The sequence below is a fragment of the Ruegeria sp. N10 genome, from assembly GCF_056531545.1.
On sequence record NZ_JBQFLY010000005.1, the window covers coordinates 200,179 to 219,677 of the forward strand.

Sequence of the window (19,499 nt, forward strand, 5' to 3'; positions counted from 1 at the left end):
ATTTATCTGCTTCAGAAATGCCTCATGCGCGCAGCATCTTGGGAATGAAGTGCAATTTTCCTTCAAATGACACACCCGAGCGAGCTTGAGTTACGTATGATACAGGCTGCCTTGAAATTAAGAAACGGATCTCTGACACGGGCGTCATGGCCGGGGCTGGAGGTTGCTGTTATCTTACCGTGTTACAATGAGGCGATTGCCATTGGTGAAACTGTCAAGCAGTTCCGCGCCGCCCTGCCGGAGGCGGTAATCTACGTATTCGACAACAATTCCACGGACGGCTCAGCCAGAATGGCGCAAGACGCTGGCGCGCTGGTCTATTCTGAAACATATCAGGGTAAAGGCAACGTTGTCCGTAGGATGTTTGCTGACGTAGATGCGGATGTCTACGTTATGGCAGACGGGGATGCGACCTACGACAGTATGGCAGCACCTGACATGATTAATCTGCTGGTCTCGCAAAACCTTGATATGGTTAATGGCGCGCGTGTTAACGAGGACATTCAAGCCTATCGTAGGGGTCATAAGTTTGGAAACGCCTTGTTCAGCGGACTGGTGAAATTCTTCTTTAAAAGCAAAATCAACGACCTGCTCTCCGGCTATCGTGTTTTCAGCAGACGCTTTGTCAAAAGTTTTCCAGCGGTTTCCAACGGTTTCGAAATTGAAACTGAACTTACGGTACACGCGATGCAGATGCGCATGCCAATTGGAGAAATCGAGACCAAATACGTCGCACGGCTTCCGGATTCGAATTCCAAGCTAGCCACCTATTCCGATGGGTGGCGAATTCTCAAGATGATTGGCCTTCTGATCAAGGACGAAAAACCAATCGCTTTCTTCCTCTCTTTGGCCTTGTTGATTTTCTTACCGTCGCTTTTCGTATTCGTATCGGTTTTCCGAGAGTTTCTGGAAACGGGGTTGGTGGACCGAATTCCATCTTTGGTTGTCGCAGTATCCGGTTTTGTCGGAACCATGCTGTCGATCGTGTGCGCGCTTATCCTGGAATCCCTGGCGCTCGCCCGGCGTGAGGCGCGTCGCCTTTCTTATTTGCGGCATAAAGGTGTTGCGGTTAGCGGAGCGAACAGAATACAAGCGCCGATTGCCAGCCCAGAACCCCGGCGTGTTGGCTAAAACCCTGTCTCCAGTATTTTTAACCCTGTCTCCAGTATTTTTGTGAGCACTCGATTTCGTGTTCAACCATGGTTGAACTGCTGAGCTGTCCAGAAAATCCTGAGAACCAAAATGAAATGACCAGCACCCCAAATGCTGGTCATTCTCTGAGTGAGTGATAAGGCCCTAAGGCATCACCAGTGAAATTCTCTGTTATCCAAGGTTTAAAGCAGTCAGCGCTGTCGTGCTATTAGGGGAATCCCGTAAGTACAAACAAATTTTTTATAAAGCATTGTAAATGCAAAAAACTTTTGCCGACCCTACTTTCCGTCACAGTGTCTGCGATACAAAAAGGGACCGCACAACTGTGCCGGTCCCTTTCCATGTTTTGAACAGGCGAGGGATCACCTGTTTTGCCGTTAGCGATTAGCCGATGATTGTGTTCAACGTTGTGCTGGGCCGCATAACCGCTGCCGTTTTGGCTGGGTCCGTGTGATAGTAACCTCCCAAATCCGCAGCTTGACCTTGCGCTGCGGCCAACTCGGACAGGATTTGCGCTTCATTGGCGGCCAGATCCTTGGCCAATGATTCAAACTCGGCAGCCAGTTCCGCATCTTCGGACTGGGCGGCCAAAGCCTCAGCCCAGTAGCGTGCAAACCAATAGTGGCTGTCGCGGTTATCCGGCTGACCAACTTTGCGGCTGGGTGAGCGGTTGTTGTCCAAAATACCCTGCGTCGCTGCTTCGGCCGCCGCACCCAGAATGCCCGCTTTCTCGTTGCCTTTGCTGTCAGCAAGGAAGTTCAGCGATTCACCCAACGCACAGAACTCACCCATCGAGTCCCAGCGCAGGTGATTTTCTTCGACCAACTGCTGCACATGTTTGGGCGCCGAGCCACCGGCACCGGTTTCGAACAAACCACCGCCGTTCATCAGTTTGACAATGGAGAGCATCTTGGCCGAAGTACCCAATTCCAGGATAGGGAACAGGTCAGTCAAATAATCCCGCAGCACGTTGCCGGTGATAGCAATCGAATCATTACCTGCTGTGATCGTCTCCAACGACTGACGGGTCGCTTCACGCGGGGCCATGATCAGGAACTTGTCGGCCACGCCAGCAGCCTCAAGCGCCGGTTTGACATATTTGATAAGCTCCGCGTCATGGGCCCGGTTTGCGTCCAACCAGAAAATCGCCTCGGAACCGGTCAGACGCTGACGGTCCATGGCCAACTGAATCCAGTTCTCGATCGGCGCTTTTTTGACAGTGCAGGCGCGCCAGATATCGCCGGCCTCGACACTATGGCTGTGCAACGTTTCGCCATTGGCCAGAACGATGCGGATTGTACCATCGGCCGGCGCCTCGAAAGTTGTCGGGTGCGAACCGTATTCCTCGGCTTTCTGAGCCATCAGGCCCACATTCGCCACGGCTCCGGCCGTGGACGGGTTCAACGCGCCGTTGGCCTTGAAGAACTTGATGGCCTCATCATAGACGGTCGCGTAGCAGCGATCAGGGATCACACAGTTGGTGTCACCTTTGGCACCCGTCTGGTCCCAGCCCTTGCCCCCGGCACGGATCACTGCAGGCATTGAGGCATCAATGATTACATCCGATGGGACATGCAGGTTCGTGATTCCGCGGTCCGAATCCACCATATACATGGTTGGACGGTCCGCCTTGAGCGCGTCGATAGCCGCCATGATGTCTGCATGACCCTGCACGCGCTCCAACAGAGCGCCCAGACCTGAATTTGGGTTCACACCCAACGCATCCAGTTCCGCACCGAACTTTTCGAACACGGGGGCCAGCCAGGCTTTGACCGCATATCCAAAGATGATCGGGTCTGAAACCTTCATCATCGTGGCTTTCATATGCAGCGAGAACATGGTCCCGTCTTTTTTGGTGTCCTCAATGGCATCTGAAAGGAACGCAGACAGTGCCTTGACCGACATGAAAGTCGCGTCGGCTATGGTTCCTTCTTCCAGCGACCAGCCGTCTTTCAGAACGGTGACGTCACCATCTTTACCTACAAACTCGATTTTTGCATCGCCTGCTTGTGCTACGGTGATGGTGGCCGAAATCTCGTTTGCATAGAAATCATTGGCCGGCATGGACGAAACTTTGGTCTTGCTGTCCGACGCCCATTCGCCCATCGAATGCGGGTTGTTCTGAGCATAGTTTTTCACCGCACGCGCCGCACGGCGGTCGCTGTTCCCTTCGCGCAGAACCGGGTTAACAGCAGAACCTTTGATCGCGTCATAACGGGCGCGGATCGCCTTTTCCTCATCCGTTGCAGGTTCTGCGGGGTAGGTCGGAATGTCGTAACCCTGCGATTGCAGTTCTTCGACGGCCGCAACCAACTGTGGAACCGAGGCAGAGATATTCGGCAGCTTGATGACATTGGCATCAGGTGTCTTCACCAGATCGCCCAAATCAGCCAGATCGTCGCTTACACGCTGATCGTCGGTAAGGTTCTCGGGGAATGCTGCCAGAATACGTCCCGCCAGAGAAATATCTTTGGTGCCAACGCGGACGCCCGCAGCAGATGCGAACTTGCGGATGATGGGCAGGAACGAAGCGCTGGCCAGCTCTGGCGCTTCGTCTACAATGGTATACAATATGTCGAAGTTCGATTTATCTGCCATATTCTTTTACCTTTTTTTAGCCTTTCGGGGCGTGCGATCCAAGAGTTGCAACCACAATTGCGTGGCGTGAGAGGGGCTAAACCACGATACAGCCCCTAGGTGACTCTGTTTTGACAGGGCTTCCCTTAAATCACGTTTGACTTGGAATCAATCGCATCTGCCCGCGCGTTTTGCCACGGGTCAGATAAAGTGTCGTGTAACTCTTGGGACGGGTAAGCCTGCCCGTGGGCTGGAAGGTCGTGACTAACGATACCGTTGCCCGGTCTCTGGATCAAAAAACATCACACGATCTGGCTGTATGGCGATGCCGATCCGATCCCCGGTTCTGCTTCGTTGGTCGTCCCGTTCCTCAATGATCAGCTTATCACCATTTGGCGTCCGTAGATATGAATAGGAAACGCCGCCCAAGGCTTCGGTCAGGTCCACGGTGCAAGTATCGGCCGAACGGTCAACCTGAATATGTTCGGGCCGCATGCCCAATGTCACTTTGGTCCGACCCGAGGGGATAGTTGCAGAAACGGGCAACGGCTTGCCTAGCGCTGGATGGGAGACATGGCCATCCCCATAGTCACATTCCAGAAAGTTCATTGCTGGCGAACCGATGAAACCTGCGACAAACCGGTTGTCGGGATCGCGGTACAAATCCATCGGAGCCCCGACCTGTTCGATACGACCATCCCGCAGCACGACGATCTTGTCGGCCATGGTCATGGCTTCGACCTGATCATGGGTTACGTAAATCATAGTCGCACCGATTTCCTGATGAAGGCGCGCGATCTCAACACGCATTTCCACGCGCAACTCGGCGTCCAGATTGGACAAGGGTTCGTCAAACAGGAAAACGTCGGGGCCCCGAACGATGGCACGGCCAATAGCAACCCGCTGCCGTTGCCCACCAGACAGAGCCTTGGGTTTGCGTTTGAGATACTGGTCAAGTTTCAGAATGTTCGAGGCTTCCTGCACTTTTCTGGTGATCTCGGCCTTTGGGACACCGTTCATGCGCAGCCCAAAGCCCATATTTTCCGCCACGGTCATATGCGGATAAAGCGCATAGGTCTGGAAGACCATCGCCACACCGCGTTTGGCCGGGTCCATATGGGTTACGTCCCGCGCTCCTATGTGGATCTTGCCTTCCGACGTTTCTTCCAAACCTGCGATCATCCGTAGCAATGTGGATTTGCCACATCCCGAAGGGCCAACGAAAACACAGAACTCACCATCTTCGATCTGCAAGTCGATGCCGTGAATGACTTGCGTCTGGCCGTACCGCTTTATTGCTTGGTTCAGGGTTACACCTGTCATGTCGCTTGCATCCTGTCATTGCCGAGGTCTGGTCGCGTTTCAGGGAAACGCCATGCCTGCGCCTCGATGCTGATTTGTTCAGCCACCCGCCGCACACGAGGCACCCATGCCTCGAGTTGTTCAAAATCCATTCGCTGGGTCGAGCCGGTTACTGAGATCGCGCCCAGGACACGGCCGTTTGTTGTAAGAACAGGGCAGGCGACGCAAATAATTCCGGGTTCATGTTCTTCGTCATCAACGGCAAAACCCTTGCTGCGAATTCGATCAAGATCCGTACGCAGGTCATTGTCGGACGTCAGGGTCTTGTCGGTAAAGCGATGAAAACTCTGCTGCGAAATTGCCCGGTTAAGGTCACTTTCATTCAGAAAGGCAAGCATCGCCTTGCCGACACCCGTGCAATAGGCCGGGCCCACCTTACCCGCCTGAGAATACATCTCGATCGGTTGCGCCGCGTTGCGTTTGTCTACGTATAGAACCTGACCAGCATCGAGCTGCGCCAAATGCACAGTCTCTCCAGTTTCCTGGCTTAGAATATCGAGGAACGGACGTGCGATAGGGGCCAGTGAGCTTTGGGTCCAGGCTGCATGCGCAAGCCGTACCAAACGCATACCCGGCGCGTAGGTTTGGCGCTCGGGGTCGTAACATAGCATTCCCTGATTGGTTAATGATTGCAAAAACCGATACAATGTTGCTTTCGGAAAATCGCTGCCGTCCAGCAACTCCGAAAATCGCACAGGGCGCTGAAATGCGGCGACCTGATCCAGCACGTCACATGCTTTGCCAATAGTTCCGTCACCTGACACGGGCGTCCATTCTCCTCCGCTTGCCCATCGCAGTTCGCACGAGGGTCTTGACAAGACTAACCGAGTCGATGTGTAGTTTTCAATATATAAAACATAGTTTCATTATTTGGAACTTGTGTGGAAACAACAGGGAGGAAACCATGTATTCCACTTTCAAGCGCACAACCGCTGCGCTGGCACTTGGCGTTGCTATGGCGGCACCGGCGGCTGCTGACCTGACCGGAGAGCTTCGGATATTCCTGGACACGTCAAACCCGGCCCCGCGCGCAACGATGGAAGCGATGATCGAGCGGTTTGCAGCGCAGCACCCCGGCCTAGAGATCGAAACCACGGTTATCGACCGCGAAGCGTATAAGACCCAGATCCGCAACTTTCTGACGGCTGACACACCTGACGTGGCCACTTGGTACGCCGCCAACCGTATGAAACCATATGTTGAGGCCGGTCTGTTCGAAGACGTCTCGGATCTTTGGGCGGAACCTGAAATTGCTGAAAACCTGGCATCAACCAAAGGCGCGATGACCATCGATGGCAAACAATGGGGCGTCCCCTACACTTACTACCAGTGGGGCGTTTACTATCGTAAAGATATCTTTGACGAATTAGGCCTCAGCGAACCGACCACTTGGGAAGAAGAGCTGGCAAATTGCCAGAAGATCGTCGATTCAGGCCGTGCTTGCTATACCATCGGGACCAAGTTCCTGTGGACCGCTGGCGGTTGGTTTGACTACCTGAACATGCGCACCAACGGGTTCGACTTCCACAATCAACTGGCCAACGGCGAAATCAGCTGGGAAGATGACCGGGTCAAGCAGACCTTTACAAACTGGAAGCAGTTGATCGACATGGGGGCTTTCATTGACAACCATCAGACCTATAGCTGGCAGGAGGCTTTGCCGTTCATGGTTAACGGAGAAGCCGCTGCGTATCTGATGGGAAATTTTGCAGTCGCGCCTTTGCGTGAAGCAGGGCTTACCGATGATCAGCTGGATTTCTACCAATTCGTTTCAATCAACCCTGATGTCGAATTGGCTGAAGACGCGCCGACCGATACGTTCCACATCCCGGCGAATGCATCGAACAAAGAAGCCGCACGAGAGTTCCTGCGCTTTGTTGTCTCGTCGGATGAACAGACCGAGATCAACAACGGATCGAACCTCGGTCAGTTGCCGGTGAACGCGCAATCCTCAGTAGACGATGACAAATTCCTGCAGCAGGGCTTTTCGATGCTCTCGACCAACAGCCCCGGCGGAGTGGCTCAGTTCTGGGACCGCGACGCACCGGCTGAAATGGCCAAAGTGTCAATGGAAGGTTTCCAGGAATTCATGGTTAAACCAGACAATGCTGACCGTATTCTGGCCAAGCTGGAACGCGCGCGAGAGCGTATCTACGACAACTAATCAGGCTTGGGCCGGGCTCGAGCCCGGCCTACCTCGCCACAGAATGTAAGGTGGTTTCAACCCGCCTTACCCAAACAAACCCAGGACACCCATGACCACTGCCGCCGACGCCCCTGATCAGGAGAACTGGTTCCACAGAAACCAACAACGCATCGCCCCGTGGCTATTCCTTGCTCCGGGCCTGCTGTTCTTCATGGTCTATGTGATCATTCCGGTCTTCCAGTCCTTCAACCTTTCACTGTACGAGTGGGATGGGTTGGGTGCCGCCGAATATGTCGGCATGCGCAATTATGAAGATTTGTATTGGGAATGGGTTGACCGGGACGCATTCTATATCTCGCTCAAGAACAACCTGATCTGGCTGATCCTGTATCTTCTGGCCATTCCGGCGGGCCTTTTCATTGCTTTGTTTCTGAACCAGACGGTCTGGGGTATCCGCCTTTACAAATCGCTGTTTTTCTTTCCATTTGTCATCTCTCAGGTTGTTGTTGGCCTTGTATTCACGTGGTTTTATGACCCGACATTTGGTCTTCTGAATGAGTTTCTCGGCTTTTTCGGAATGGGTCCATTGAACGTGCTGGGCGACGAGCGTTTGGTCACCTACGGCATCATCGTCGCAGGCCTTTGGCCACAAACCGCCTATTGCATGATCCTCTACCTCACCGGTCTGAATGCCGTCGACCCCGAACAGATCGAAGCCGGACGCCTGGACGGTGCCAAAGGCTTGAGAATGCTGTGGCACATCATTCTGCCACAGTTGCGCCCGGCCACTTTCATTGCATTCGTCGTGACAATCATCGGGGCGCTGCGCAGTTTCGACCTGATTTCGATCATGACACAGGGCGGGCCATTCGGATCTTCCCGAGTGCTGGCCTATTACATGTTCGAGGTCGCACTATCTGAGTACGGTTTCCGCATGGGGTATGGCGCGGCTATCGCTGTGGTGCTGTTCCTGATCATGCTCGGCTTCATCGCCTATTTCCTCTGGTCGATGTATCGCGAAGAACGGGGGCACTGAGATGTTTCCCAAACCCATCGAAAAACAATCTCGCGCCGCGCAGATCACCTATCAGGCGATGCTGCCACTTGCCTTGTTGCTGTGGCTGGGCCCCCTACTCGCGGTGGCTCTGTTTTCGGTCAAACCAGCGGCGGATTTCACCAACGCCAACTATTGGGGCCTGCCATCCAGTTTCGAGGGCGCGGTCAACTACGGGCTGGTATTCTTCAACTCTGACATGCCGCGATACTTGCTGAACTCTTTCATGATCACCATTCCTACGGTGATCGGTGCCGTTGCCCTCAGTTCCATGACCGGCTTTGCTTTGGGCATCTACAAATTCAAATCGAACCTGTGGATCTTCTTCATGTTCGTTGCCGGCAATTTCGTGCCATTCCAGATCCTGATGGTGCCTGTGCGCGACCTTACACTTGATTTGGGCCTCTACAACACAAAAACCGGCCTCGTCTTGTTCCACATCGCCTTCCAGACCGGCTTTTGCACATTGTTCATGCGCAACTTTATCCGGGCCCTGCCCTTTGAATTAATCGAGGCCGCGCGGGTCGAGGGTATCAGCGAATGGCGGATCTTCTGGTATGTGGTCTTGCCGTTGATGAAACCCGCAATTGCCGCACTCAGCGTGCTGATCTTCACTTTCATCTGGAACGACTATTTCTGGGCGGTCGTCCTGACTCAGGGCGCAGAAAGCCAGCCTGTCACAGCAGGCATAACCAGTTTCAACGCCCAGTTCCGCGCCGCCTACCAACTGATGAGCGCGGGCTCGATCGTAGCAGCGCTGCCGCCGGTTGCCATGTTCTTCCTGATGCAAAAGCACTTTATCGCGGGCCTGACCCTCGGAGCTGTAAAATGACAAAGATAACTTTCATCGGAGCAGGTTCGACAATTTTCATGAAGAACATCGTGGGGGATGCTCTGCTGACCCCCGCTTTGGCGGACAGTCACTTTGCGCTGATGGATATCGACCCCGTACGCCTGACAGAAAGCGAAGCTGTAGCCCGCGCCATGATCCGTTCGGTCCGGTCAAACGCGACAATATCCACACATACAGACCGACGCGCCGCACTCGATGGTGCCGATTTCGTTATTACCGCCTTTCAGATTGGCGGGTACCAGCCCTGTACCGTCACAGATTTTGAAATCCCCAAGCAATACGGGCTGCGCCAGACCATCGCCGATACGCTGGGCGTAGGTGGCATCATGCGGGGACTGCGCACTGTGCCGGTCTTGTGGGACGTGGCGCATGACATGATGCAGCTATGCCCTGATGCGACACTGCTGCAATACGTCAATCCGATGGCCATCAACACCTGGGCACTGGCCGAGAAATACCCATCATTGAAGCAGGTCGGCCTGTGCCACTCGGTTCAGAACACGGTGGCGGAACTGGCACACGATCTGGACCTGCCAAAAGACGACATTCGCTACAAGGTGGCGGGCGTCAATCACGTCGCCTTCTTCCTGCGGCTTGAGCATCAGGGCCATAATTTATACCCCGCCCTTCGGCAAGGTTATGTCAGCGGAAGGATCCCCAAGGCGCCGCTGCTGATGCCGCGCTGCCCCAACAAGGTGCGCTACGAAGTGATGGACCACCTTGGCTATTTCTGCACCGAAAGTTCTGAGCATTTGGCAGAATACGTGCCATGGTTCATCAAAGACGGGCGGGCGGACCTGATCGAGAAATTCTCAATCCCACTCGATGAATACCCGACCCGCTGTGTGGAACAGATGAACAACTGGAAAGAGCAGGCCAAAACCCTGACTGACTGGCGCGACATAGCCGTCACTCGCAGCCATGAGTTTGCGGCAGACATAATGAACGCAATCATCTCTGACACCGCCTACGTGGCCTATGGCAATCTGCCAAACACCGGCCAGATACCTCAGCTGCCTATGGGGGCCGCTGTCGAAACACCGTGTCTGGTTGATGCAAATGGCATTCAGCCTTCTGTCATCACAGACGTCCCACCGCAGCTGATCGCCCTTATGCGTACCCAGATCAACGTTCAGGAACTCACAGTCAGGGCATTGGTCGACCAGAACCCCGAGCATATCTATCATGCAGCCATGATGGACCCGCACACCGCCGCCGAACTGGACCTGCGCCAAATTCGAAATCTGGTGAACGACCTTCTGTCTGCCCATGCCGACTGGCTGCCAGATTGGTGCCACCCATCTCGCGCCGCTTGAATTTCACCTTTTTACAAATACTCAAATCCACCCAGACCTAAAAAAGCATCACAGAACAATGTCAAAACGCCGCTCACAGCATTGGTACGGGAAACTCGACAAGGATGGGTTCATCCATCGATCCTGGATGAAAAATCAGGGTTTTCCTGATCACGCCTTCGATGGGCGGCCAATCATCGGAATCTGCAACACATGGTCGGAGCTGACCCCTTGCAATTCCGGCCTGCGCGATCTGGCCGAAGGGGTAAAGCGCGGTGTGTGGGAGGCCGGGGGCTTTCCCGTCGAATTCCCGGTCATGTCGCTGGGCGAGACCCAGATGAAACCCACAGCCATGCTGTTTCGCAATCTGCTGGCCATGGATGTCGAAGAGTCGATCCGCGCATATGGCATTGACGGTGTGGTTCTGCTGGGCGGGTGCGACAAGACCACGCCGGGCCAATTGATGGGCGCGGCCTCGGTCGATCTGCCGTCGATCGTTGTCAGCTCCGGCCCTATGCTGAATGGAAAATATCGCGGTCAGGATATTGGCTCAGGAACCGATGTGTGGAAGTTCTCCGAGGCCGTGCGTGCCGGAGAGATGACCCTTCAGGATTTTATGAACGCGGAATCCGGGATGTCCCGCAGTGCCGGGGTTTGCATGACCATGGGGACAGCCAGCACCATGGCGTCTCTGGTCGAAGCGATGGGCATGAGCCTGCCCACCAATGCCGCCCTGCCCGCCGTTGACGCCCGCCGCATGGCCCTCGCCCATTTGACCGGCAAGCGGATTGTCGAAATGGTCGACGAAGACCTGAAACCATCGGACATATTGACCAGGGAAGCCTTCGAGAATGCAATCCTCGCCAATGCGGCCGTTGGGGGATCGACCAATGCCGTTGTGCATCTACTGGCGCTCGCAGGTCGCGTGGGCGTTGACCTGACGCTCAAGGACTTTGAAATCGGATCAGAGATTCCCCTTCTGGTGAACTGCATGCCCTCGGGCACATACCTGATGGAAGATTTCTGTTACGCTGGCGGTGTTCCGGCTGTGTTGAGCGAACTCAAACCTTTCCTGCGCCCGGCCAGAACGGTTCTCAACAAGGACATCTCGGCCCATTTCGAAGGTGCCGAATGTTTCAACCGCGACGTCATCCGCCCCTTCAACGATCCGGTGAAGCCCGCTGCTGGCCTTCGCGTTTTGCGTGGCAATCTTGCGCCCAACGGAGCCATCGTCAAACCTTCTGCCGCAACAGATGCCCTTCTTGAAACCGAGGGAGAGGCGTTCGTTTTCGAAAACATCGAAGACCTGAAAGCCAATATCGACCGGGATGATCTGCCGGTCACACCCAAAAGCATTCTGGTGCTCAAGGGATGTGGACCCAAGGGTTATCCCGGGATGCCCGAGGTGGGAAACATGCCGATTCCGGCCAGATTGGTGAAGGAAGGCGTTCGCGACATGATCCGTATCTCGGATGCCCGTATGTCCGGTACAGCCTATGGCACCGTCATCCTGCATGTCAGCCCCGAGGCACAGGCGGGTGGCACGCTGGCGCTGGTGAAAACCGGCGACCGCATCCGCGTATCTGCCAGCGCCGGCAAGCTTGAACTATTGGTGGACGAAAAAGAACTGGACGCGCGCCGAGCCCAATGGAAACCAGACAAGCCGCATTATTCCCGCGGGTATGCAAAATTATATGTCGATCACGTGTTGCAGGCCGATCAAGGGGCCGATCTGGATTTCCTCGTCGGCAAAGACACCCGCCTTGTGACCAGAGAGAGCCACTGATGACCGAACCAGCGACATTTCATGACTTGAACGGGTCATCCGTCTATATCACCGGCGGTGGTTCGGGCGTGGGCGCAGCATTGACGGATGGGTTTCTGGCTCAGGGGGCCAATGTAGCTTTTATCGGCAGATCGGACGCCAGCGGTTTTGTCGAAGAGATGCGCGACAAACATGGCCGCGCACCTCTGTTCATGCAGGGTGACATGACCGACACCCAGCTTCTTCACACGACAATGGCCAAAGCCGCCAAAGCCCACGGCCCCCTGAACGTTTTGGTTAACAACGCGGCCAATGACCAACGCCATACACTTGAGGAAACCACGACCGAGTTCTGGGACTGGATGATCGAGGTGAATCTGAAAGCCTATTATTTCGCCTGTCAGGAAGCGGCCCGGCAAATGAAAGAAGGCGGCGTTATCATCAACTTCAGTTCGATCAGTTACATGATGGGCAATGCAGGCTATCCGATCTATACGACGTCAAATGCGGGCATTACAGGGATGACTCGGTCTTTGGCCCGCGAACTGGGACCAAAGAACATACGTGTGAATGCGCTGGCTCCCGGTTGGGTCTTGACGCAAAAACAACTGGATATGTGGGCGACGCCCGAAGATTTGGCCGCGCATTTGGATCGACAATGCCTGAAAGAACATTTGACGCCCGAAGACATGGTTGCACCGACATTGTTTCTTGCATCCAACGCCAGCCGGGCGATGACTGGTCAGTGTATGGCGGTTGATGGCGGCGTCGTGGTTTCAGGGTGACACAATGAATACTGAATGGATCGCCGCCGATTGGGGCACATCTCGCCTGCGGGTCTGGGCCATGCAGGGGGCAACGGTTCTGGACTGCGCGCAGTCCGACAAAGGTATGGCACGTATCGAAGCCGACAGTTTCCAGACCGCCCTGATGGAACTTGTTGAAAACTGGCTGAAGGATGGCCCCATCGATGTGATCGCCTGCGGTATGGTCGGTGCACGCCAAGGCTGGGTCGAAGCACCTTATTCTACCGTTCCGTCGCAGCCCTTGCCGCAAGTACCGGTCCGTGTTCCCAGCACAGACCCGCGCATCCGGGCCTTCGTCATACCCGGATTAAAGCAACTGAGCCCGCCAGATGTGATGCGGGGAGAAGAAACACAGATCGCGGGTTTTTTGGGAACTCGCCAGAACTGGGATGGTGTCCTCTGCCTTCCGGGAACTCACACGAAGTGGGTTCAGGTCAGCGCAGGTGAAATCGTGAGCTTTCGGACGCTCATGACCGGAGAGCTTTTTGATTTGTTAAGTGCGCAATCTGTGCTGCGGCATTCGATAGGTGAAGGATGGGATGAAAATACCTTTGCCGATGCTGTGGCGGACACATTGTCCAAACCCGAACAATTGGCTGCGCGCCTGTTCGGCTTGCGGGCTGCGGACCTGCTGCATAATCAGGACAAAGGCATCGCGCGTGCGCGGCTGTCGGGACTGCTTATTGGTGCTGAATTGGCCGCAACCCGTCCCTATTGGCTGGGTCAACAACTGGCTATCATTGGTGCAGATGCCGTATCGCGGGTCTATGCGGCAGCGTTGAAACAACAGGGCGCTTTTGTTGAGACTGCAAACGCCACCGAAGCAACGCTGGCCGGACTGGCGCTGGCGCGAAACATGACAAGGCAAATCGCATGAGCCGCCCCATCATCGCCATTCTGCGCGGTCTGCAACCACAGGAAGCCGAGGCCGTTGGCAGAGTTATCATCGATGCAGGGATCGACCGGATCGAAGTTCCACTCAATTCGCCTGACCCGCTCGACAGCATTTCCATTCTGGCCGAAGCTTTCAAAGATCACGCCCTGATAGGCGCTGGTACTGTATTGACGGTTGATCAGGTGGACGCAGTTCGGAATGCCGGCGGCAGGCTGATTGTGTCACCCAACTATGATGCTGACGTGATCAAACGGTCTGTAGCGTTGGGGATGCAAAGCTGGCCGGGCGTTTACACGCCGACCGAAGCCTTTGCCGCTCTCGAAGCCGGGGCCACAGGATTAAAGCTGTTTCCTGGCGTCATGGCAGGCCCTGTTGGGCTCGCAGCACTTCGACCCGTTTTACCCAAGGAAACACGTATCTTTGCTGTCGGTGGTGCCGGGCCTGAAAACTTCGAGCAATGGATCAAAGCCGGTGCGGATGGATTCGGGATTGGATCAGCGCTGTACAAACCCGGCATGGACGCAGTCGAAATCGCAGCACGCGCGAAGCAGATCGTAACAGCCTTTGACAAGGCGGCAAGATGAGCACGATTTTTGACGACCGCCCCTGCGCGTTGGGCGAAGGTCCGCTTTGGCACCCTGCTCGGCAACAGCTATTCTGGTTCGACATTCTCAACAAACGACTGATCACGCGCGAAAGTGAAAATCAGATAAGCTGGGAATTCGATGAACATGTCTCCGCCGCAGGCTGGGTGGATCGTGACACACTGCTTTTGGCGTCGGAAACGGGTCTTTGGCAGTTTATCTTGAAGTCCGGGCATCGAACGCTGGTCACGCCGCTCGAGGCAGACAACCCAATCACCCGCTCGAATGACGGTCGCGCTGATCCTTGGGGTGGTTTCTGGATCGGTACAATGGGCAAACAGGCTGAAGCCGGGGCCGGATCAATCTATCGGTTCTGGAAAGGCACGCTCCGATGTCTCGTGTCGGATGTGACGATTTCCAATGCAATCTGTTTTGCCCCGGATCGGTCCGTGGCCTATTTCTGTGACACGAAAACGAGGCAGGTCAAGCGCTGGAGCTTGAATGCAGAAAGCGGATGGCCCGAAGGGGAAAGCACGGTATTTCTGGACTTTCGTAAAGAAGGCCTGAACCCGGATGGTGCGGTGGTTGATGCTGACGGGAACATCTGGATCGCGCAATGGGGGATTGGACGTGTTGCGGCCTACACGCCCGAAGGTCATTTCCTGAAGGCCATTTCTTTCGAAGCGTCACATACGTCCTGCCCGGCCTTTGGTGGCGACAGCTTAGGCACGCTGTTCTGCACCTCAGCAAGGCAGGGGTTGAGCGACGCGGATATTGAATCCCAACCCACCAATGGCATGACGTTTGCAATGCCAAACGCGGGACGAGGGCAGGCAGAACACAGGATCATTTTATGAAGCCGGAACTTGGTGTGTGTTACTACCCTGAACACTGGCCCGAAGCGACGTGGGCGGAAGACGCCGCGCGCATGGTGGACACCGGCATCTCGTGGGTACGCATTGGAGAGTTTGCTTGGAGCCGGCTGGAGCCTTACCCCGGAACCCTGCAATTTGAATGGCTGGACCGCGCGGTTAAAACACTTGGCGAGGCGGGAGTGAAAGTCGTGCTTGGCACACCGACAGCAACGCCACCGCGTTGGATGCTGGACAAACATCCGGACATGCTGGCTGTGGATACGTATGGAAACACGCGCAAATTCGGATCACGGCGGCATTACTGCTTTAGCCACCAGGGCTATGTCGATGAATGTGGCCGCATCGCACGGGTCTTGGGAGAGCGCTATGGTCATAACCCGTATGTGGCGGCTTGGCAGATCGACAATGAGTATGGGTGTCACGACACAACAGTCAGCTACAGCACCCCGGCACTGAATGCATTCAGGCGCTGGCTGGCTGTTCGATACGGCTCAATTGAACAACTGAACAAGGCCTGGGGAAACGTGTTCTGGTCGATGGAGTACCGCAACTTCGATGAGATTGAACTACCCAATCAAACTGTGACCGAGCCAAACCCCGCTCATGTACTGGCATTCCGTCGGTTCAGCTCAGATCAGGTTGTGGCATTCAACAAAGCTCAGGTCGATGTATTGCGAGCTTTGACCGATGCGCCGCTGTTGCATAACTACATGGGTCGTATTCTGGATTTCGACCATTTCGAGGTTGGCGCAGATCTGGATATTGCGACTTGGGACAGTTATCCGATCGGATTTCTATCGGACCGGTTGGAAGATGACGAAGCCCACAAGACCGCCTTTCTTCACCAAGGCGATCCGGACATGCAGGCGTTTCACCATGATCTTTATCGGGCAGTAGGCCGCGGCCGATGGTGGGTGATGGAACAACAACCTGGTCCGGTGAATTGGGCGCCCTATAACCCGGCACCCTTGCCCGGAATGGTGCGGTTGTGGTCGCTTGAGGCTGTCGCCCACGGTGCTGAGGTTGTGAGCTATTTTCGATGGCGGCAAGCCCCCTTTGCGCAGGAACAGATGCACGCGGGTTTGCTGACACCGGACAATCGCCCCGCCCCTGCCTTACACGAGGCCCGTCAGACAGCGGAAGAGCTATCCACATTGGGCGAGGTGCATCAGGTGCAATCCAAGGTTGCGATACTGTTTGATTACCCCTCGGACTGGGCCTGGACATCGCTACCGCAAGGAGCAGGCTTTGACTATTTCCGGTTGGTCTTCTCAGCTTATCGTGCATTGCGCCGCGTGGGGCTGTCGATTGATTTTGTTTCGCCCAATGACCTGTCCACGCACTATGCGCTGATCCTTGCCCCCGGACTGGCAACGATTGACCCGGATTTGGAGCGTAGGTTAGCGGACAACTCGGATCTTGCAATCCTCGGCCCACGCAGCGGCGCAATTACCCGTGATTTCCAGATCCCCGCCGCCGGTCGACCTAGCCTGAAAGGGTTGGACTGCAACGTCGATTTGGTCGAAACGCTGCCCCCTGCTGTCAACCGGGCTGTCCGTGGCGGCGGCGCGGCACAGCATTGGATCGATCGCCTTTCAGGATCAGCCGAAGAAATTCTGAGTTTTGAAGATGGAGCGCCTGCGCTAATGGCAAGGGACGGGTTCTGGTATCTTGCCGGCTTCCCAAACGAAGCATTATGGGATCGCGTCATCGGCTTGGCTGCGGAAGAAAGCGGTTTGGGCCTGAAACCGATGCCGCCAGGACTTCGACTGCGTGAGACAGCCGACCACATGTTCCTGATCAACTATAACGCTGAACCGGTGGTCTGGAACGGGTCGACCATCGGCGGCTGTGACGTGAAGATCCTGAAGCGCAATCTGCCCGGACAGACTTGAATCCTATCCGGGCAGATGCGTTGGTTGCCGCTTGGCACAGCGATTAGTCGCTTTTTAGGCTGTTGGGGTCAAACACCCCTCCGAAACCGCCGTTGTTGGATGGCTCACCCTCGGTTTGAGAAGCACCTTCGTTGCTTTCATTCTCGCTGCCATCCAGCGAGTTCGGAGCGAAGACATTACCAAAACCGCTGTTATTTGACGGCTTTGGCGCGGTTTGGGCATCACCCTGCCCGGCTTTTTCCGCTTCTTGCTGTTTGCGGCGCTCCTCACGCTGCTGACGCAGCTCCTGAATGCGTTGTTCCGCTTCCAACTGCTTTTGCTCGCGAACGTCGGCAATGCACTGCGCCGGACTGTAGGTCGCCGCTGTGCCTATAACGGTGATCGTTACAACCGCAAATGCGACCAGCAACACGGCGGCCATATTACCGGCAAAGAAACTCGGCAGCTTGATCTTGCCAGCCAGTTCCTCGACCGTTGCGTTTTTACGCGCCGCGGCTACCAGTTCCTGGCGTTTCAGCTTGGCTTCGTTCAGCAGAGCGAAGAAAACCGTCAGCGCAACGATGATAAACGCCAGCGCCGAGATCGCAGGCGTGATGCCGTAGCGAACCTTCTGAGCCAGCTCAATCGTCAGCGTCGGGTATTCGCCAAAAGTGAAAGTGGTGGTGTTGTAGTTCTCGAAAGAAGCGAGGAATGCCAAAACCGCCGCCGAGGCAATCGCCGGGCGCATGAACGGCAGCAGGATTTTGCGGAAAGCCTGAGCGTGGCTGGCCCCAAGGTCCAGTGCCGCCTCAGTCAGGGCGACATCATAACGCTGCAACCGCGCCACCAGCACCAGCATACAGTAACTGGCAATAAAGGTGGACTGGCCGATCACCGTCAGGAAGATGCCGTTTGACAGGAAACTGTCGGCCCCCAGCCCCAGCATCCGGTTGATCCGGTCCCAGAAGACCAGCGTCGAGATACCAAGAACCACACCGGGGATCAGGATCGGTGCGATAATGACCGTATAGTAGGTCGCGCGAAGCTTCGGCCAGATCTGGGTCAGCATCAGCGCGCCTGCCAAACCCATCGCCACGGACAGGATGACCGTGCCGATTCCGATGATTAGCGAGTTCTTGATCCCGTTCAGGATACGCTGATCCTGAAACAGTTCGCCAAACCATTGGAATGTCAGACATTCCCATGGGCTCATTCGGGGGAACCCGGGCGAGTTGAACGCGGTGACGGACATGATCACCAGCGGGCCCAGCAAATACAGGAAGAAGATCGCCAGATAGACCCAGATGCTTATGCGGAGGAAGGAATTGTTCATTTCCCTATATCCCCCATGTTCACTTTGAACAGGCGCATCATGGCCAGAACGAACAGAATACAAGTGACCAGCAGAACAATTGCGTAGGCGGCGCCCTGTGGCCAGTCGTTGTTGTCATTGAACTGCTGATAGATCAGTTGGGTGAACCACAGACTGGACGGCCCGCCCAGAATTTGCGGCGCAGCCAACGCACCGGCGGACAACATGAAGACCATAGTACAGCCCGAACTGATCCCCGGCTTGGCATAAGGAATGACCACTCGCCAATGTATCCGCCACCAAGGCGCCCCAAGGTCGCGTGCTGCTTCGATCTGGTTTTTGTCCAGACTTTCAATCACGTTATACATCGGGAAAATCATCAGCAGGATATAGGCGTATCCCAGACCCGCATAGAGCGCGATGTCATTGCGAATGAAGTCGAACGGTGTATCCCAGATGCCCAGACCCGTGAACAACGTGTTCAACACGCCTGTTTCCCCAAAGATGATGCGCAGCGCAAAGGCGCGCAGGATCTCGTTGATCCAGTAAGGGATGATCAGCATGATCGCGAAGATACGAATATGGCTGCCTTCGGCCTGACCCAGGTAATAGGCAATCGGATAGCAGATGATCAGGTTGAAAACCGTCACAAAAACCGCGGCCACAAGAGTTCGGAAAAACACCCTCAGATCAACAGTGTTGTAGTCCTGACTGCCACCTTCGGGGCCGTAGACGAGATATTTGTAGTTCTCTAGCGTATATACGTCTTTGGGTCCGCCAATCTCTGGCGGTGGCAGATTCGGACGGAACGAGAAGTCCAACATCGACAGCTGCGGAAGGATGATCAGGCCGATGGTCCAGAATAGAACCAGACCCAGGATCGCCACTCCCATGCCAGTGCCGTTGCGATTGAAGAAGTCTTTCAGAAACTGGGGCATGAGTTAATCCC

16 protein-coding genes are annotated in these 19,499 nt (G+C 55.3%); 11 read left to right on the top strand and 5 right to left on the bottom strand.

What is annotated here, in order from left to right:
- The first annotated feature begins 96 nt into the window (after nt 1-96).
- Nucleotides 97-1,131 (top strand): glycosyltransferase family 2 protein, encoded by a 1,035-nt coding sequence (locus ACR0JI_RS09720; RefSeq protein ID WP_480477118.1) that lies wholly within the window; start codon nt 97-99, stop codon nt 1,129-1,131.
- Between the two features lie 405 nt (nt 1,132-1,536).
- Here ACR0JI_RS09720 and ACR0JI_RS09725 read toward each other — a convergent pair whose 3' ends face one another.
- The 3 genes from ACR0JI_RS09725 to ACR0JI_RS09735 form a co-directional block, all read right to left on the bottom strand.
- Nucleotides 1,537-3,750 carry an NADP-dependent isocitrate dehydrogenase gene (locus ACR0JI_RS09725; protein WP_480494214.1) on the bottom strand — a complete coding sequence of 738 codons (2,214 nt, stop codon included), beginning with the start codon at nt 3,748-3,750 and terminating at the stop codon, nt 1,537-1,539.
- A 243-nt stretch (nt 3,751-3,993) separates the two neighbouring features.
- The gene (locus tag ACR0JI_RS09730) at nt 3,994-5,052 is read right to left on the bottom strand and encodes an ABC transporter ATP-binding protein (protein WP_480477114.1); all 1,059 of its coding nucleotides are present in this window, start codon (nt 5,050-5,052) and stop codon (nt 3,994-3,996) included.
- Nucleotides 5,049-5,855 (bottom strand): IclR family transcriptional regulator, encoded by an 807-nt coding sequence (locus ACR0JI_RS09735; protein WP_480478193.1) that lies wholly within the window; start codon nt 5,853-5,855, stop codon nt 5,049-5,051. The genes ACR0JI_RS09730 and ACR0JI_RS09735 overlap by 4 nt, the downstream gene beginning before the upstream one ends.
- 140 nt (nt 5,856-5,995) lie before the next feature.
- Here ACR0JI_RS09735 and ACR0JI_RS09740 point away from each other — a divergent pair, with 140 nt between their 5' ends.
- The 10 genes from ACR0JI_RS09740 (at nt 5,996) to ACR0JI_RS09785 (ending at nt 17,259) form a co-directional block, all read left to right on the top strand.
- A complete protein-coding gene (locus ACR0JI_RS09740; protein WP_480477112.1) occupies nt 5,996-7,255 on the top strand; it encodes an ABC transporter substrate-binding protein in 1,260 nt (419 codons plus the stop codon).
- Nucleotides 7,256-7,346: 91 nt separating this feature from the next.
- Nucleotides 7,347-8,273 (top strand): carbohydrate ABC transporter permease, encoded by a 927-nt coding sequence (locus ACR0JI_RS09745; RefSeq protein ID WP_480477110.1) that lies wholly within the window; start codon nt 7,347-7,349, stop codon nt 8,271-8,273.
- 1 nt (nt 8,274) lies between these two features.
- The gene (locus ACR0JI_RS09750; RefSeq protein ID WP_480494216.1) at nt 8,275-9,123 is read left to right on the top strand and encodes a carbohydrate ABC transporter permease; all 849 of its coding nucleotides are present in this window, start codon (nt 8,275-8,277) and stop codon (nt 9,121-9,123) included.
- Nucleotides 9,120-10,460, top strand: a complete 1,341-nt coding sequence (melA, locus tag ACR0JI_RS09755; RefSeq protein ID WP_480477106.1) for an alpha-galactosidase — start codon at nt 9,120-9,122, stop codon at nt 10,458-10,460. The genes ACR0JI_RS09750 and melA overlap by 4 nt, the downstream gene beginning before the upstream one ends.
- A 58-nt stretch (nt 10,461-10,518) precedes the next feature.
- Complete coding sequence (locus ACR0JI_RS09760; protein WP_480477104.1) at nt 10,519-12,225, top strand: IlvD/Edd family dehydratase; 1,707 nt, start codon at nt 10,519-10,521, stop codon at nt 12,223-12,225.
- Nucleotides 12,225-12,989: an SDR family NAD(P)-dependent oxidoreductase gene (locus ACR0JI_RS09765; RefSeq protein ID WP_480477102.1), complete on the top strand. Its 765-nt coding sequence runs from the start codon at nt 12,225-12,227 to the stop codon at nt 12,987-12,989. Before ACR0JI_RS09760 ends, ACR0JI_RS09765 begins: the two co-directional genes overlap by 1 nt.
- Nucleotides 12,990-12,993: 4 nt before the next feature.
- Entirely contained in the window at nt 12,994-13,887 is an 894-nt protein-coding gene (locus ACR0JI_RS09770; RefSeq protein ID WP_480494218.1) for a 2-dehydro-3-deoxygalactonokinase, read from the top strand.
- Nucleotides 13,884-14,489 carry a 2-dehydro-3-deoxy-6-phosphogalactonate aldolase gene (locus ACR0JI_RS09775; protein ID WP_480477098.1) on the top strand — a complete coding sequence of 202 codons (606 nt, stop codon included), beginning with the start codon at nt 13,884-13,886 and terminating at the stop codon, nt 14,487-14,489. The genes ACR0JI_RS09770 and ACR0JI_RS09775 overlap by 4 nt, the downstream gene beginning before the upstream one ends.
- On the top strand, nt 14,486-15,346 hold the full coding sequence (locus ACR0JI_RS09780; RefSeq protein WP_480477096.1) for an SMP-30/gluconolactonase/LRE family protein: 861 nt from the start codon (nt 14,486-14,488) through the stop codon (nt 15,344-15,346). The genes ACR0JI_RS09775 and ACR0JI_RS09780 overlap by 4 nt, the downstream gene beginning before the upstream one ends.
- Complete coding sequence (locus ACR0JI_RS09785; RefSeq protein ID WP_480494220.1) at nt 15,343-17,259, top strand: beta-galactosidase; 1,917 nt, start codon at nt 15,343-15,345, stop codon at nt 17,257-17,259. Before ACR0JI_RS09780 ends, ACR0JI_RS09785 begins: the two co-directional genes overlap by 4 nt.
- Before the next feature lie 43 nt (nt 17,260-17,302).
- On the opposite strand, the gene ACR0JI_RS09790 is transcribed toward ACR0JI_RS09785, so the two are convergent.
- Nucleotides 17,303-18,571, bottom strand: a complete 1,269-nt coding sequence (locus ACR0JI_RS09790) for an ABC transporter permease (RefSeq protein ID WP_480477092.1) — start codon at nt 18,569-18,571, stop codon at nt 17,303-17,305.
- Complete coding sequence (locus ACR0JI_RS09795) at nt 18,568-19,488, bottom strand: ABC transporter permease (protein ID WP_480477089.1); 921 nt, start codon at nt 19,486-19,488, stop codon at nt 18,568-18,570. Before ACR0JI_RS09795 ends, ACR0JI_RS09790 begins: the two co-directional genes overlap by 4 nt.
- Nucleotides 19,489-19,499 lie beyond the last annotated feature (11 nt).

What these genes read in the sequence shown, in the direction of transcription:
- ACR0JI_RS09780 (WP_480477096.1), top strand. Translation starts at nt 14,486, where the DNA reads ATGAGCACGATTTTTGACGACCGCCCCTGCGCGTTGGGCGAAGGTCCG.
- ACR0JI_RS09725 (WP_480494214.1), bottom strand. Translation starts at nt 3,750, where the DNA reads ATGGCAGATAAATCGAACTTCGACATATTGTATACCATTGTAGACGAA.
- melA (WP_480477106.1), top strand. Translation starts at nt 9,120, where the DNA reads ATGACAAAGATAACTTTCATCGGAGCAGGTTCGACAATTTTCATGAAG.
- ACR0JI_RS09750 (WP_480494216.1), top strand. Translation starts at nt 8,275, where the DNA reads ATGTTTCCCAAACCCATCGAAAAACAATCTCGCGCCGCGCAGATCACC.
- ACR0JI_RS09795 (WP_480477089.1), bottom strand. Translation starts at nt 19,488, where the DNA reads ATGCCCCAGTTTCTGAAAGACTTCTTCAATCGCAACGGCACTGGCATG.
- ACR0JI_RS09730 (WP_480477114.1), bottom strand. Translation starts at nt 5,052, where the DNA reads ATGACAGGTGTAACCCTGAACCAAGCAATAAAGCGGTACGGCCAGACG.
- ACR0JI_RS09785 (WP_480494220.1), top strand. Translation starts at nt 15,343, where the DNA reads ATGAAGCCGGAACTTGGTGTGTGTTACTACCCTGAACACTGGCCCGAA.
- ACR0JI_RS09775 (WP_480477098.1), top strand. Translation starts at nt 13,884, where the DNA reads ATGAGCCGCCCCATCATCGCCATTCTGCGCGGTCTGCAACCACAGGAA.
- ACR0JI_RS09720 (WP_480477118.1), top strand. Translation starts at nt 97, where the DNA reads ATGATACAGGCTGCCTTGAAATTAAGAAACGGATCTCTGACACGGGCG.
- ACR0JI_RS09770 (WP_480494218.1), top strand. Translation starts at nt 12,994, where the DNA reads ATGAATACTGAATGGATCGCCGCCGATTGGGGCACATCTCGCCTGCGG.
- ACR0JI_RS09790 (WP_480477092.1), bottom strand. Translation starts at nt 18,571, where the DNA reads ATGAACAATTCCTTCCTCCGCATAAGCATCTGGGTCTATCTGGCGATC.
- ACR0JI_RS09760 (WP_480477104.1), top strand. Translation starts at nt 10,519, where the DNA reads ATGTCAAAACGCCGCTCACAGCATTGGTACGGGAAACTCGACAAGGAT.
- ACR0JI_RS09740 (WP_480477112.1), top strand. Translation starts at nt 5,996, where the DNA reads ATGTATTCCACTTTCAAGCGCACAACCGCTGCGCTGGCACTTGGCGTT.
- ACR0JI_RS09745 (WP_480477110.1), top strand. Translation starts at nt 7,347, where the DNA reads ATGACCACTGCCGCCGACGCCCCTGATCAGGAGAACTGGTTCCACAGA.
- ACR0JI_RS09765 (WP_480477102.1), top strand. Translation starts at nt 12,225, where the DNA reads ATGACCGAACCAGCGACATTTCATGACTTGAACGGGTCATCCGTCTAT.